This is a genomic window from Streptomyces sp. GS7, from assembly GCF_009834125.1.
Taxonomy (GTDB): domain Bacteria; phylum Actinomycetota; class Actinomycetes; order Streptomycetales; family Streptomycetaceae; genus Streptomyces.
In genome coordinates this window covers 6,746,718-6,759,947 of the sequence record NZ_CP047146.1, presented here as the reverse complement: position 1 = coordinate 6,759,947, position 13,230 = coordinate 6,746,718, and the positions used below count along the sequence as shown (strand labels likewise).

Below are 13,230 nucleotides of genomic sequence, written 5' to 3'. Positions count from 1 at the left end.
TCGGTGGCGGAAGAGGTCTACGAGGCCGGCCTGGACATCATCAACCCCGGCGGTGATCCGGACGCCCTGCGTACGGCAGCCAAGGGCTGGCGGGATCTCCACGAAAACCTCCAGACCATGTTCCGGGACCTGGACCACGAGGTGAAGCGGACCCTGGATTCCGGCTGGCATGGTCCGGCGGCGGATTCCTTCGCGGAGCACTGGAGAAACCTCGACGCGGCGATGCAAAAAAGCTTGCCGCAGCTGCCGGAGGCGGCAAAAAGCCTCGACGAGGCCGCGGACGCCATCGAGGAGATCAACCACGAGATCCACGAGATCTATCTGGAGATCGGCATCTCTATCGGAATCTCGGTCGGCATGTCCTTTCTGACCATGGGCTTCTCGGCAGCCGCGGGGGCCGCTCGCGCGGCCCAGCTCGCCGCCCGCGCCGCCAAACTCGCCAAGACTCTCGGCACCATCTTGCGCAAGGTCGGCGAGGCGTTCAAAACCGTCTCCCGGCTGGCGAAGGAACACCGTTTCCTGAAGAACGTTCTGGTCAACTGGGCCAGCAACACCGGGTCCACGGTGATGGCCAACGGCCTGTCCGGACAAGACACCAACCTCGGCGAAGCGGTCTGGCAGGGCGGACTCTCCGCTGTCGCCGGTACCGGCCCGGGCCTCGGTGTCGCCGGGAAACTGGGCGGAATGAAGGGCGCTATCCGCGGTGGAGCTGTCGGCAACATCGTCGGCGGGATGGCCGTCGACGGCGCGAAGACCGCTCTGGGAACGGACGTCAGCGGCAACGAGTTCGCCGCGGACATCATCATCAACGGCATCACAGGAGGCGCCGGTGGCGCCGCCGTACACGGCGCCAACACCCATCTCCCGCCCGGCCGCGAGGGGCCGCACTTCCCGGTCGACGGCATCATCAACGGCGGCATCTACGGCGCCGGTGGGGTGGCCGGCCAGCCACTCAAAGATGCGATGACCGGCGCCAAGGAAGAATCAGAGAAGAACGTCGCGCCAGGCGACCCGGGCAAGAAGAGCGTGAGGGACGTTTTCGGGTGAAGGAACGGGGTCGCGTGGCGTCGTCCGCCTCGGCAGTGTCCTGGGCGGGCGTCGCCGCGTTTGTGGTGTGTCTGCTGGTGCGGAAGGTGGCGCCCTATCCGCGCTGGGACCTGCTGGCCTGCTTGGCGGTCTCCGGCGGGGCCACCGTGGCGTGGTGGCGCGTGGCGCGGCGGCCGACCGGGGCCCGTCCGGAGAAACGGGCCGGGCACGCGCGGTGGTGGCCGGGACGGCGCGGTGGCCTGGTCGCCCTCGCGCTCACGATCCTGGCCATGCCGCTGCTCCTGCTGATGACTTCGGCGGCAGCAACCACCCCCGAACTGGCTGCGATTGTCCACGGTGGACCGGTCCTGTCCTGCGTCACCGTCCAGGAGATCCATTCCACCAGCCACAACCAGTCGCGGAACTTCACCGAGTACACCTCCACGGTCTCCGTGGCCCTTCCGGACGGGCGGCGGGGCACACACCTGACGACGGAGAGCGTCACCACTAGCCACCCACTCAAGAAAGGCGACAGGGTCTGGGCTCTGCACTCCTCCACTGGCGCGACGCCCGGCGCCATTCTGAGCCCGAGCCACGACGAGCTGCATTCGCTCCTCAACGGCCGCGTCTCCGCGTACGAGGCCGTGCTTCTGGCACTGTGGGGCTGCTTCACCGCGGCACTCGCCGCGCTCGACCTGCGGGAGGGCACCTCCCTACGCCACCTCAACGCCGACCTCGCCGCAGGACGCTCCCACATGCTGCGGGTACGTATCGCCGGCCCCGCCGCGGGCTTCCACTTCCCCTACCCCGGGCGCACCGGCAAACCCACCCGCCGCCGTCAGCTTTCCCCCTCGCTGCGCCTGACCTCGCCAGACGGCGGAAGCCGGGATCTGTTCCTCGACCGCTGTCTCGACCCCGTACCGCTCGCCGAGGCGCTGGATGGCCTCCAGGGCTGGCTGTACTGGACGCCGCGGCCCAACGGACAGTTGGGATGGACGGAACCCGCCGTGCTCGTCCTCGATGACGGCCGGTACGCACTGGGCGCGACACCCGACGGACCGCCCCCTGACGCGAATGCGGGCGCACCTCTTGGCGAACCCGTCACCCATCCGCTCCCCAGCCCGAAACCGGCCCGCGCGGTGGGCCCGTACATCCTGTGGCAGCCACACATCCACAAGCCGGGCGTCATCGCCTTCGGATTCGCTTTCCTGTCCGTCTGCCTCATCGCGGCAGGCATCGGCTACGGGAACAGCACGGCCCTGGGCACCTGCCTGGCGACCGCCGCGCTCGGGCCGATCATCGGCCTGCTGCTGATCGGCCGCCAACGCACCCGCTACCTGGGCAGCCTGCAAGGCGAGTGACCCGGCTGCGCCCCGCTATCTGGCAGCCGGACACCGTGCCAACCGGTAACAGGGACACTGGTCTACGGCAGCGACTACGCGCGCGAGGTGCGCCTCGTGTATCGCGAACTCGGTCCATGCGAAGTGTCACGAGGGTGCCACACAAGTTGCATAAACCGTGGGCCCTGTTTGGCCGATGTCCCGGCGCCTGGTCGCCAGGAAAGTGCCAGTGGGAACGCTGACGTGACGAGCCTGCGCTCTGTGTCGAACCGCCGCAGTGCGGAGTGCCTCGCGCTGTCCGACAGCCCTCTTACCGTTGGCTGAATGGATCACCACGACGAGAAGGCACACGGTGTGCGCATCACCGCTCGGGGCCCGCGGGCAGCCATCGAGATCGAAGGGAAACGGTTGGATCCCGGGAGCCTGAGCGGTTACACGATCAGCCACCAGGAGGGCGAGCCTCCGCACGTCGTTCTGCACGTGGAGAACGGCGACGCCGTTGAGTTCGAGGGGCTCGCCCGAGTGGCTATCGCCAGCCCGGTTGTCGTAGAGCCAACGGCTGCCGAGTTCCTCGCGGCCATCGATGCCGAGGAGTTGGAGCGTGCGGTACTGGCCAGGCCGGACCTGGGCACGAGCCCGTACTCGCTGACGAAGGCGATGCTCACCCAGCTCGGGGAGTGGGCTCGTGGCGCTTGAGGGGGAGGGGGCGCGGCGTGTGGTCGGGTGCGGCACCGGGGACGTCAGCGGGATCCCGCAAAACCGCGGCCAGCTCAACGAGTCGGCGACCTCCCGGCACAGCGTCTCGTACCCGAGCTGGTAGCGGTGTTTGAGATACAGCAGCCGCAGCAGCGTCTCAAGCGGGATCGACGGCCGCACCAGCCGCTCGGCGAATATCCCGCGCCACCGGGCAATGAACCGCTCGTCGTCCAGATATGCATCGATCCTGGCCAACTCGGCAGGCAGCTGCCGCGCTTGCTCCGGCAGCACCTCTCACCACGGGTCTTGAACTCCCGGGACACGTAACATCGCCCCACCCCCGGCTACAACGACCCGCCTCCACTGTCGCGGTCAAGGGGCAGCCCTCAACAGCTCTCCCCAGAGGTCAACCCAACACCGATCCAGACTTCTTCAGGGCCACGTAGCTAGCGCTATGCCGGTGGGGCTGTGGGTGGCCCGGTCCGGACGGGTCGGGCCACCGAGGCCGTGCCGGCCGGGCTGGTCAGGCCGGTCGCCGGTCAGGCCGCGAGCGCCGTCAGGTCGCCCCGGGCGCCCGCGCGGACGGCTTGGTCGTAGCGGTGCAGGAGCAGCCGGGCCAGTTCGGGGGCGGGGCCGAGGACTGGGGCGAGGATGTCGGCGCGGGCTTCGCGGGCGCCGGCGGCGATGCGGTCCGGGAGGAAGCCGGGTGCGATGACGTACGGGGCGACGGCCACTCGCTGGATGCCTTCGGCTCGTAGGGCTCGTACGGCGTCGGCCGTGCGGGGAAGGGATGCGGAGGCGAACGCAGGTCGCACGGCGCACCATTGGGCGGTGCGCTGCCACTCCCGCGCGGTTTGAGCGATCGCTGCGATCGCCTCCGGGTCTGAGGAGCCCGCCGAGGCCAGGACGATCCCGGTCGTGCGGTGGTCGCCGGGCCGCAGCCCGGCTTCTTCCAGTCGGCGTTCCAGGGCGCCGGTCAGGAGGGGTGAGGGGCCGAGGACATCGGCCTGGTGGACGGTGAGCCGGGGCAGTCGTGCGGTGGCTTCGCGCAGTACCGCGGGGATGTCGGACTTCGCGTGAAAGGCGCGGGTGAGGAGGAGCGGCAGCGCCACCACGTTCCGTACTCCCTCGGCCGAGAGGCGCTCCAGCACACGGGGCACCCGGGGCGCGTTGAAGTCGAGGTAGCCGACCTCGACGCGCAGTCCCGGGCGCAGCTTCCGGACCCGCGCGCGGAGCGCGGTGACGGTCGCGGCGTGCCGCGGGTCGCGGCTGCCGTGGGCGATGACGAGGAGAGTGGGGCGCTGGTTCATGGTGTCAGCTCTTGACGAGGAGTCCGCGGCTGCGCAGCACCCGGCGCTCGATCGGGGCGAAGATGAGCAGTTCGATGCCGATGCCGACGATGAGGATCAGCAGGATCGCGGCCAGTACCCAGGACATGTCCTGGAGTTCGCGGCCCTGTTCGAGGAGTTGGCCCAGGCCGGTGCCCAGGTCGGGGGCGTTGACGATGAGTTCGGCGGCCATCAGGGAGCGCCAGGAGAACGCCCATCCTTGCTTCAGGCCGGCGAGGTAGCCGGGCAGCGCGGCCGGCAGCAGCACATGACGGACGCCGGTGAGGCCCGTCGCGCCGATGGTGCGGCCGGCGCGCAGGTAGAGAGGGGGGATCTGGTCGACTCCGGACACCAGGCCGTTGGCGATGGAGGGGACGGCGCCGAGCAGCACCACCGCGTAGATGGTGGCGTCGCTCAGTCCGAACCAGATGATCGCGGCTGGGACCCAGGCCACTGACGGGAGGGACTGCAGGCCGCTCAGGATCGGTCCGATCGCGGCGCGTACGGGCTTGACCCGGGCGACGATCAGCCCGAGCGGCGTTCCGATGGCGACCGAGGCGACGAAGCCGAGGGCGCCGCGGGAGACGCTGGTCCACACGAAGTTGAGCAGGGTGCCTTCGAGCCACTTCTGCTGCAGTGAGCGGTAGACGTCGAGCGGGCTTGGGAGGAGGTAGTGCGGTTTGAGCTGGAAGTGGTAGGCGAGTTGCCACAGCGCGAGCACGATCAGCACGGCGACGAGGGGAGGGAACGCTTTTGAGACGGCGGTGCGCAGCCACGGTTGGCGTGAGACGACCGCGGAGTCCAGGGCGTCGAGCCCGGCCTCCAGACCGGCGAGGTCGCCGGCGGCGGAACCGGTTTGGGGGTCGGGTGCGTCGGTGGTGGACGCGTCGGCTGGTGCCGCGGGGGGCGCCGTGGCCGGTGTGTGCGCGGCGGAATCGGGCGGCGCGCCGGTGGCGCCGTCCGTGGTGCGGTCGGTGGGCGCGCCGGCCGATGGACCGGCGGAGTCGTCTCCGGGTGCTCCGGCGGCGGACTGGCTGGTGGTCTCAGTGCTGGCCATGGCGGCGGATCTCCCCACGGAGCTGTTCGGTGATCTCGATGGAAAGGTCGGCGACCGCGGAGTCCTCGATGCGGCGCGGCTGCGGGATGTCCACCTGCCACTCGCGGGCGACCCGGCCGGGGCGGGAGGACAGCAGCACGACCCGCTCGGCGAGCCGTACGGCCTCGCGGACGTTGTGGGTGACGAAGAGGACCGACAGGTTCGTCTCCTGCCAGATCCGGGTCAGCTCGTCGTGCAGTACGTCGCGGGTGATGGCGTCGAGCGCGGCGAACGGCTCGTCCATCAGGAGCAGTTGGCTGTCCTGGGCGAGCGCCCGGGCCATCGCGACGCGCTGGCGCATGCCGCCCGACAGCTCGTGGACCCGCTTGCCGTACGCGCCCTTGAGCCGTACGAGTTCCAGCAGCCGCTCGGCCTCGGTGCGCCGCTCGGCGCGCGGCACCCCGCGCAGCCGCAGCGCGAGTTCGATGTTGCGGCCCGCGGTGAGCCACGGGAACAGCGCGTGCTCCTGGAACATCAGCGCGGGCCGGCCGCCGGGCGTCTCGATGCTGCCGGCGGACGGCTTGTCCAGACCCGCCACGAGGCCGAGGAGGGTGGACTTGCCGCAGCCCGAGGCCCCCAGGAGGCAGACGAATTCGCCGGGGGCGACGTCGATGCTGATGTCGTCCAGTACGTGCTGTTGCGCGCCGGGGCGGCCGAACGACTTCGAGACGTGGTGGATGCGAGCGGCGTACGGACCGGTGGATCCGGTGTCCGCCGCGGCGGGCTTGGTGAGCGTGCTGGTCGTCATCGGTGTCACCTCCTGGGGGACTGCGGTGCCGGGGCGGGGGTCAGTTGCTGCCGAGGCCGGCGTCGTCGACCGGCGGCTTCCCCTCGGCCTTGAGCACTTTGTTCAGCAGGGTGAGGTCGTAGATGCCCTTGAGGTCGGGCTTCTTCAGCAGGCCCGCCTGGACGGCGTGGTCCGCCTCTTCCTGGAGGGTGGCGGCCAGCGGGTCGTCGGTGACGTCGACGTTCTGGAACGCGGGGTCGATGACGTCGTTGGGCAGCGCCTTGCCGGAGATCTGCGGGTCGGCGAGCCTGGCGTTGAGTGCCTTGACCGCCTCGTCGGGGTGGGACCGGATCCAGGTGTTGGTGGCCACCGAGCCGCGCAGCACCGCCTCGACGGCCTTCGGGTGCTCCTTGAGGAACTTCTGCGAGACGATCACGTTCGTGATGACGAACTTCCCGTCCTTCCACAGCTTCTTCTCGTCCAGCAGCGACTTGCCGCCCGCGGCGACGAGCTTGGACGCGGTGGGCTCGGGGACCCAGGCGGCGTCGATGGTGCCCTGTGTGAACGCGGTCGGGGTCACCTTGTTGTCGATGCGCTGGACGGTGACGTCGCCCTTGCCGCTGGTGGCGTCGACCTTGTAGCCCTTCTGGGCGAGGAAGTTGAGCAGTGCGACGTCCTGGGTGTTGCCCAGCTGCGGGGTGGCGATCGTCTTGCCCTTGAGATCGTCCAGGCTCTTGATCTTCTTGGGGTTGACGATCAGCGAGACGCCGCCGGAGGCCGAACCGGCGATGATCCTCAGGCTCTTGCCGTGCGACGTGACGTAGCCGTTGATCGCGGGGGAGGGGCCGATCCAGCCGATGTCGATGGCGCCGGAGTTGAGCGCCTCGATCTCGGCCGGGCCCGCGTTGAAGACCGCGGACTTGATCGCCGTGCCGCCCAGCGCCTTTTGGAACTGGCCCGTCTGGAGGCCGATCAGCGGGGTGGCGTGGGTGGTGTTGCCGAAGAAGCCGATCTTGACCTGGTCCAGTCCGTCCACCTTGGGGCCCTTGGGGGCGATGGTGGCGGCGGTGTCCTTCGGGGCCTGGGAGCCGTAGCCGCAGGCGCCCAGCGCGCCTACGAGGAGCGGGACGGTGGCGGTGGCCGCCAGCAGGCGGCGTCGAACGGCAGTCACGGGAGGCGTTCCTCTCGGAGGGCCGGGGCGGTGTGCGCCCCTCTAAGGCGCGCCCGGCGAGACGGTGGATCTTCGGAAGGGAGGTGTGGGGGATGCGGAGTGGAGCATCGTCAGCACGCACATCGGCCGACTCCGCCCTGTCCGCTTCCGAGGGCGCCGCTGCCTACGCGGCCGCCTTCCTTCGCGAAGGTCGAGAAGATGTCCTGGAGCATGGTCAGAAGTCCCACCCCTCGTCGTCCGCCGCGGCGGCCGGTGCGGTCTGCGCGCCCGCCTCCGCGAAGGCGGTGCCGGCCATGCCGGCGGTCAGCGTCGTACCGTCCGCCGGGTCGATCAGCAGGAAGGAGCCGGTGCGCCGGGAGTCGGCGTAGGCGTCCAGCGCCAGCGGCTCGGCGGTGCGCACCACGATCCGCCCGATGTCGTTGGCGGCGAGTTCGCCGGGGGCCGGGTGCTGGGAGAGGTCGTCGAGGGTGAGCCGGGACGGGATCTCCTTGACGATCGCCTTGACCGTGCGGGTGGTGTGCTTGAGCAGCACCCGCTGGCCGACGGTCAGCGGCCGGTCGGCGACATGGCAGACGGTGGCCTCGACGTCCTGCGAGACCGACGGGGCCGCCGCGGTCGGGGCGATCAGGTCGCCGCGCGAGATGTCCAGGTCGTCGGTCAGCCGGACGGTCACCGACTGCGGCGCCCAGGCGGTGTCCACGGCCTGGCCGAGCGCGTCGATGCCCTCGACGGTGCTCGTCCGGCCCGAGGGCAGCACGGTGACGGCGTCGCCGACGCGCAGCACGCCGGAGGCGATCTGGCCCGCGTAGCCGCGGTAGTCGGGGTGTTCGGCGGTCTGCGGGCGGATGACGTACTGGACCGGGAAGCGGGCCGGGTCGTCCGACGGGTCGGCGCCGACCGGCACGGTCTCCAGGTGCTCCAGCACGGTGGGGCCGCCGTACCAGTCCATGTTGGCCGACGGCGTCACGACGTTGTCGCCGGCCAGTGCGGAGATCGGGATGGCGGTGATCTCCGGGACGCCCAGCGACGCCGCGTAGGTGGTGAACTCCTCGGCGATGGCGGCGAAGACGCGCTCTTCGTAGCCGGCGAGGTCCATCTTGTTGACGGCCAGGACGACGTGCGGGACCCGCAGCAGGGCGGCGACCGCGGCGTGCCGGCGGGTCTGCTCGACCACGCCGTTGCGGGCGTCGACCAGCACGACGGCCAGCTCGGCGGTCGAGGCGCCGGTCACCATGTTGCGGGTGTACTGCACATGCCCGGGGGTGTCGGCGAGGATGAACCGCCGGCGGGGGGTGGCGAAGTAGCGGTAGGCGACGTCGATGGTGATGCCCTGCTCGCGCTCGGCGCGCAGCCCGTCGGTCAGCAGCGCCAGGTCGGGCGTCTCCTGCCCGCGGTTGCGGGAGGCGTGCTCGACGGCCTCCAACTGGTCGGCGAGCACCGACTTGGAGTCGTGCAGCAGCCGGCCGACCAGGGTCGACTTGCCGTCGTCCACGGATCCGGCGGTGGCGAAGCGCAGCAGCGAGGTGGCACCGGCGTCCACGGTCCGGTCCGCGTCAACGGCGTTGGTCGTGCTCATGTTAGAAGTACCCCTCGCGCTTGCGGTCCTCCATGGCGGCCTCCGACAGCTTGTCGTCGGCCCGGGTGGCGCCCCGCTCGGTGAGCCGGGACGCGGCGATCTCCGCGATGACCGCCTCGATGGTGTCGGCGTCGGAGTCGACGGCGCCGGTGCAGGACATGTCGCCGACGGTGCGGTAGCGCACCTGCCGCAGCTCCAGGCGCTCGCCGTCCTTGGGACCGCCCCAGTCACCGGGCGCCAGCCACATGCCGGCGCGGGCGAAGACCTCGCGCTCGTGGGCGTAGTAGATGGCGGGCAGTTCGATCTTCTCGCGGGCGATGTACTGCCAGACGTCCAGCTCGGTCCAGTTGGACAGCGGGAAGACCCGGACGTGCTCGCCGGGCGAGTGGCGGCCGTTGTAGAGCTGCCACAGCTCGGGGCGCTGCCGGCGCGGGTCCCAGCCGCCGAACTCGTCGCGCAGCGAGAAGACCCGCTCCTTGGCGCGCGCCTTCTCCTCGTCCCGCCGGCCGCCGCCGAAGACCGCGTCGAAGCGGTTCTTCTCGATGGCGTCCAGCAGCGGCACGGTCTGCAGCGGGTTGCGGGTGCCGTCCGGGCGCTCGCGGAGTTCACCGCGGTCGATGAAGTCCTGCACGGAGGCGACGTGCAGCCGCAGGCCGTGGCGCTCGACGGTGCGGTCGCGGTAGTCGATGACCTCGGGGAAGTTGTGCCCGGTGTCGACGTGCAGCAGCGAGAACGGCACCGGGGCCGGCGCGAACGCCTTCAGCGCCAGGTGCAGCATGAGGATGGAGTCCTTGCCGCCGGAGAAGAGGATCACCGGCCGCTCGAACTCGCCCGCCACCTCGCGGAAGATGTGGACCGCCTCGGACTCCAGGGCGTCGAGGTGCGACAGCGCGAACGGGTTGTCGGCGCCCTCGGCGTTCTCCGTCACGGAAGCCACGGTCGTCATGCCAGTCCCCTCTCGGTGAGCAGCGAGTGCAGCGCCGCCGCGGACTCCTGCACGGTCTGGGTGTGCGACTCGATCCGCAGGTCGGGCGACTCGGGAGCCTCGTACGGGTCGTCGACGCCGGTCAGGCCGGAGATCTCACCGGCCGCCTGCTTGGCGTAGAGCCCCTTCACATCGCGCTCGGAGCAGACCTCGACCGGGGTGGCCACATGCACCTCCAGATACGCGGTCCCCTCGCTCTGGTGGCGCTTGCGCACCGCCTCGCGGCTGTCCGCGTACGGCGCGATCACCGGTACCAGGGCCTTGACGCCGTTGCTCGCCAGCAGTTCGGCGACGAAGCCGATGCGCTGGACGTTGGTGTGCCGGTCCTCGCGGGTGAATCCGAGGCCCGCGGAGAGGAACTCGCGGATCTCGTCGCCGTCGAGCACCTCGACGCGGTGGCCCTCGCCGCGCAGCCGGTCGGCCAGCTCGCGCGCGATGGTCGTCTTGCCCGCGCTCGGCAGACCGGTCAGCCAGATCGTGGCGCCCGTCATCTGTGTCTCCAAAAACTCCGCCATCAGTGCAGTCCGCACTCGGTCTTGTTGCTGCCGGCCCAGCGCCCGGCCCGCGCGTCCTCGCCCGCCAGCACCCGCCGGGTGCAGGGGGCGCAGCCGACGGAGGCGTAGCCGTCCGTCAGCAGCGGGTTGGTGAGCACGCCGTGCTCGGCGACGTACGCGTCCACGTCCGCCTGCGTCCAGCGGGCGATCGGGGAGACCTTCACCTTCCGCCGCCGGGCGTCCCAGCCGACGACCGGGGTGTTCGCCCGGGTCGGCGACTCGTCCCGGCGCAGCCCGGTCGCCCAGGCGTCGTAGCCGGTCAGGCCCTCTTCCAGGGGCTTGACCTTGCGCAGCGCGCAGCACAGGTCGGGGTCGCGGTCGTGCAGCCTCGGCCCGTACTCGGCGTCCTGCTCGGCCACGGTCTGACGGGGCGTCAGGGTGATGACGTTGACGTCCATCACCGCCGCCACCGCGTCCCGGGTGCCGATGGTCTCCGGGAAGTGGTAGCCGGTGTCCAGGAACACCACGTCCACGCCGGGAAAGGCGCGCGAGGCCAGGTGCGCGACGACCGCGTCCTCCATCGAGGAGGTGACGCAGAAGCGCGGCCCGAAGGTCTCGGCGGCCCACCGGAGGATGTCCAGGGCGGACGCGTCCTCCAGGTCGCGGCCCGCCTCTTCGGCGAGCCGCTGAAGGTCGGTTGCGGTGGTCACGAGCTACCTCCGTCGGAAGCGGCAGGGGCGGAGCCGGTGGCTCCGGGGGCCAGCAGGCCCAGGAACTTGAGCCGGAACGCCCGGCTGCAGGACCGGCATTCCCAGGCTGCGCCCTCTCCGCGGGAGGTCCCTTCGCCTTCCGAAGGCCGCAGGTCCTCGTCGCCGCAGTACGGGCAGTGGAACGGAACCGCGCGTTCGCTCACTTCAGCGCACCCTCTTCGGCACGCGCCGCCCAGGTGGCGAACCGCTCGCCCGCCGTGCGCTGCTCCTGGAAGGTGCGCAGCAACCGCTCGATGTAGTCCGGCAGTTCGTCGGCGGTCACCTTCAGGCCGCGGACCTTGCGGCCGAAGCCGGGCTCCAGGCCCAGCGCGCCGCCCAGGTGCACCTGGTAGCCCTCGACCTGGTTGCCGTCGTCGTCCAGCACCAGCTGGCCCTTGAGGCCGATGTCCGCGACCTGGATGCGGGCGCAGGCGTTCGGGCAGCCGTTGAGGTTGATGGTCAGCGGCTCGTCGAACTCCGGGAGGCGGCGCTCCAGTTCGTCGATCAGGGACGAACCGCGGCCCTTGGTCTCCACGATCGCCAGCTTGCAGAACTCGATGCCGGTGCAGGCCATCGTGCCGCGGCGGAAGGGCGAGGGCCTGACCTGGAAGTCCAGCGCCTCCAGTCCGGCGACCAGCGGGTCGACCTGGTCCTCCGTCACGTCGAGGATGATCATCTTCTGCTCGACGGTGGTACGCAGCCGGTCGGAGCCGTGTGCCGCGGCCAGTTCGGCGATCTTGGTCAGGGTGGTGCCGTCCACCCGGCCGACGCGCGGTGCGAAGCCCACGTAGAAGCGGCCGTCCTGCTGCCGGTGCACGCCGATGTGGTCCCGCCACTTCTGCGCGGGCTCCTCGGGCGCCGGGCCGTCGACCAGCTTGCGCTGCAGGTACTCGTCCTCCAGCACCCGGCGGAACTTCTCCGGGCCCCAGTCGGCCATCAGGAACTTCAGGCGGGCGCGGTTGCGCAGCCGCCGGTAGCCGTAGTCGCGGAAGATCCCCACCACGCCGGCCCAGACGTCGGCGACCTCGTCCAGCGGCACCCAGGTGCCCAGCCGCTGCGCGAGCTTGGGGTTGGTGGACAGGCCGCCGCCGACCCACAGGTCGAAGCCCGGTCCGTGCTCGGGGTGCACCACGCCGACGAAGGCCACGTCGTTGATCTCGTGGACCACGTCCTGGACGGGCGAGCCGGAGATCGCGGTCTTGAACTTGCGCGGCAGGTTGGAGAATTCCTTGCTGCCGATGTACCGCTCGTGGATCTCGTCCACGGCGGGGGTGCCGTCGATGATCTCGTCCGCGGCGATACCGGCGACCGGGGAGCCGATGATCACCCGCGGGCAGTCGCCGCACGCCTCGGTCGTGGACAGCCCCACGGACTCCAGCTTCTCCCAGATGGCGGGCACGTCCTCGATGCGGACCCAGTGCAGCTGGATGTTCTGCCGGTCGGTGATGTCCGCGGTGCCGCGCGCGTACTGCTCGGAGACCTCGCCGATGGCGCGCAGCTGCGGCACGGTGAGCCGGCCGCCGTCGATGCGCACCCGCATCATGAAGTACTTGTCGTCCAGCTCCTCCGGCTCCAGGATCGCGGTCTTGCCGCCGTCGATCCCGGGCTTGCGCTGGGTGTAGAGGCCCCACCAGCGCATCCGTCCCCGCAGGTCGTTGGGGTCGATCGAGTCGAAGCCGGACTTGGCGTAGATCGTCTCAATGCGTGTCCGCACATTGAGACCGTCATCGTCCTTCTTGAACTGCTCGTTGCCGTTGAGTGGCGTGAAGTGACCAACGGCCCACTGTCCCTCGCCGCGGTGGCGTCCGGCCTTGCGGCGGGTCGTGGCGGAGGGGAGATCCGGGTTGGCGGCCATGGGTGTACGTCCTTCTGGGCGGCTCAAAGGGGTGCGGACGGGTGCGGCGTACCCCCCGGCGACCTGTGCGGACACACCGAAGTGCGGCGCGTGGGCACGCGTCGGCGGTGAGCTGCTGGTCGGGCGGGTGCGCGCGTCCGCGACGATGGGGACGGCGTGGAGCGGTGGTGCCGAGTGCTGTCCGGAT

At 70.6% G+C, this 13,230-nt stretch carries 13 protein-coding genes and 1 pseudogene; 3 read left to right on the top strand and 11 right to left on the bottom strand.

Going from position 1 to position 13,230, the window contains the following annotated elements:
- Positions 1 to 3: 3 nt before the first annotated feature.
- From GR130_RS29375 to GR130_RS40020, 3 genes are all read left to right on the top strand, one after another.
- Positions 4 to 1,047 (top strand): WXG100 family type VII secretion target, encoded by a 1,044-nt coding sequence (locus tag GR130_RS29375; RefSeq protein ID WP_159507510.1) that lies wholly within the window; start codon positions 4 to 6, stop codon positions 1,045 to 1,047.
- A gap of 14 nt (positions 1,048 to 1,061) precedes the next feature.
- On the top strand, positions 1,062 to 2,387 hold the full coding sequence (locus GR130_RS29370; RefSeq protein ID WP_159507509.1) for a hypothetical protein: 1,326 nt from the start codon (positions 1,062 to 1,064) through the stop codon (positions 2,385 to 2,387).
- A 303-nt stretch (positions 2,388 to 2,690) separates the two neighbouring features.
- The gene (locus GR130_RS40020) at positions 2,691 to 3,062 is read left to right on the top strand and encodes a hypothetical protein (RefSeq protein WP_201305282.1); all 372 of its coding nucleotides are present in this window, start codon (positions 2,691 to 2,693) and stop codon (positions 3,060 to 3,062) included.
- 18 nt (positions 3,063 to 3,080) lie between these two features.
- On the opposite strand, the pseudogene GR130_RS29365 reads toward GR130_RS40020, so the two are convergent.
- From GR130_RS29365 to GR130_RS29315, 11 genes and pseudogenes are all read right to left on the bottom strand, one after another.
- Positions 3,081 to 3,353 (bottom strand): annotated as a pseudogene (locus GR130_RS29365) (transposase); the annotation flags it as partial.
- A 248-nt stretch (positions 3,354 to 3,601) separates the two neighbouring features.
- Positions 3,602 to 4,372, bottom strand: coding sequence for a sirohydrochlorin chelatase (locus tag GR130_RS29360; RefSeq protein ID WP_159507508.1), 771 nt, complete (start codon positions 4,370 to 4,372; stop codon positions 3,602 to 3,604).
- A gap of 4 nt (positions 4,373 to 4,376) precedes the next feature.
- Complete coding sequence (locus GR130_RS29355; protein ID WP_159507507.1) at positions 4,377 to 5,447, bottom strand: ABC transporter permease; 1,071 nt, start codon at positions 5,445 to 5,447, stop codon at positions 4,377 to 4,379.
- Complete coding sequence (locus GR130_RS29350; protein ID WP_159507506.1) at positions 5,434 to 6,234, bottom strand: ABC transporter ATP-binding protein; 801 nt, start codon at positions 6,232 to 6,234, stop codon at positions 5,434 to 5,436. The genes GR130_RS29355 and GR130_RS29350 overlap by 14 nt, the downstream gene beginning before the upstream one ends.
- A 40-nt stretch (positions 6,235 to 6,274) precedes the next feature.
- Positions 6,275 to 7,384 carry an aliphatic sulfonate ABC transporter substrate-binding protein gene (locus GR130_RS29345; RefSeq protein ID WP_159507505.1) on the bottom strand — a complete coding sequence of 370 codons (1,110 nt, stop codon included), beginning with the start codon at positions 7,382 to 7,384 and terminating at the stop codon, positions 6,275 to 6,277.
- A gap of 214 nt (positions 7,385 to 7,598) precedes the next feature.
- Positions 7,599 to 8,960, bottom strand: a complete 1,362-nt coding sequence (locus GR130_RS29340) for a sulfate adenylyltransferase subunit 1 (protein WP_159507504.1) — start codon at positions 8,958 to 8,960, stop codon at positions 7,599 to 7,601.
- Position 8,961: 1 nt separating this feature from the next.
- Positions 8,962 to 9,906, bottom strand: coding sequence for a sulfate adenylyltransferase subunit CysD (gene cysD / locus GR130_RS29335; RefSeq protein ID WP_159507503.1), 945 nt, complete (start codon positions 9,904 to 9,906; stop codon positions 8,962 to 8,964).
- Positions 9,903 to 10,436 carry an adenylyl-sulfate kinase gene (gene cysC / locus GR130_RS29330; RefSeq protein WP_159507502.1) on the bottom strand — a complete coding sequence of 178 codons (534 nt, stop codon included), beginning with the start codon at positions 10,434 to 10,436 and terminating at the stop codon, positions 9,903 to 9,905. Before cysC ends, cysD begins: the two co-directional genes overlap by 4 nt.
- A gap of 23 nt (positions 10,437 to 10,459) precedes the next feature.
- Entirely contained in the window at positions 10,460 to 11,149 is a 690-nt protein-coding gene (locus tag GR130_RS29325; protein WP_159507501.1) for a phosphoadenylyl-sulfate reductase, read from the bottom strand.
- On the bottom strand, positions 11,146 to 11,352 hold the full coding sequence (locus tag GR130_RS41025) for a hypothetical protein (protein WP_159507500.1): 207 nt from the start codon (positions 11,350 to 11,352) through the stop codon (positions 11,146 to 11,148). The genes GR130_RS29325 and GR130_RS41025 overlap by 4 nt, the downstream gene beginning before the upstream one ends.
- Positions 11,349 to 13,043 carry a nitrite/sulfite reductase gene (locus GR130_RS29315; protein WP_159507499.1) on the bottom strand — a complete coding sequence of 565 codons (1,695 nt, stop codon included), beginning with the start codon at positions 13,041 to 13,043 and terminating at the stop codon, positions 11,349 to 11,351. The genes GR130_RS41025 and GR130_RS29315 overlap by 4 nt, the downstream gene beginning before the upstream one ends.
- Positions 13,044 to 13,230 lie beyond the last annotated feature (187 nt).

What these genes read in the sequence shown, in the direction of transcription:
- GR130_RS29350 (WP_159507506.1), bottom strand. Translation starts at nt 6,234, where the DNA reads ATGACGACCAGCACGCTCACCAAGCCCGCCGCGGCGGACACCGGATCC.
- GR130_RS40020 (WP_201305282.1), top strand. Translation starts at nt 2,691, where the DNA reads ATGGATCACCACGACGAGAAGGCACACGGTGTGCGCATCACCGCTCGG.
- GR130_RS29360 (WP_159507508.1), bottom strand. Translation starts at nt 4,372, where the DNA reads ATGAACCAGCGCCCCACTCTCCTCGTCATCGCCCACGGCAGCCGCGAC.
- GR130_RS29315 (WP_159507499.1), bottom strand. Translation starts at nt 13,043, where the DNA reads ATGGCCGCCAACCCGGATCTCCCCTCCGCCACGACCCGCCGCAAGGCC.
- GR130_RS29355 (WP_159507507.1), bottom strand. Translation starts at nt 5,447, where the DNA reads ATGGCCAGCACTGAGACCACCAGCCAGTCCGCCGCCGGAGCACCCGGA.
- GR130_RS29340 (WP_159507504.1), bottom strand. Translation starts at nt 8,960, where the DNA reads ATGAGCACGACCAACGCCGTTGACGCGGACCGGACCGTGGACGCCGGT.
- cysC (WP_159507502.1), bottom strand. Translation starts at nt 10,436, where the DNA reads ATGACGGGCGCCACGATCTGGCTGACCGGTCTGCCGAGCGCGGGCAAG.
- cysD (WP_159507503.1), bottom strand. Translation starts at nt 9,906, where the DNA reads ATGACGACCGTGGCTTCCGTGACGGAGAACGCCGAGGGCGCCGACAAC.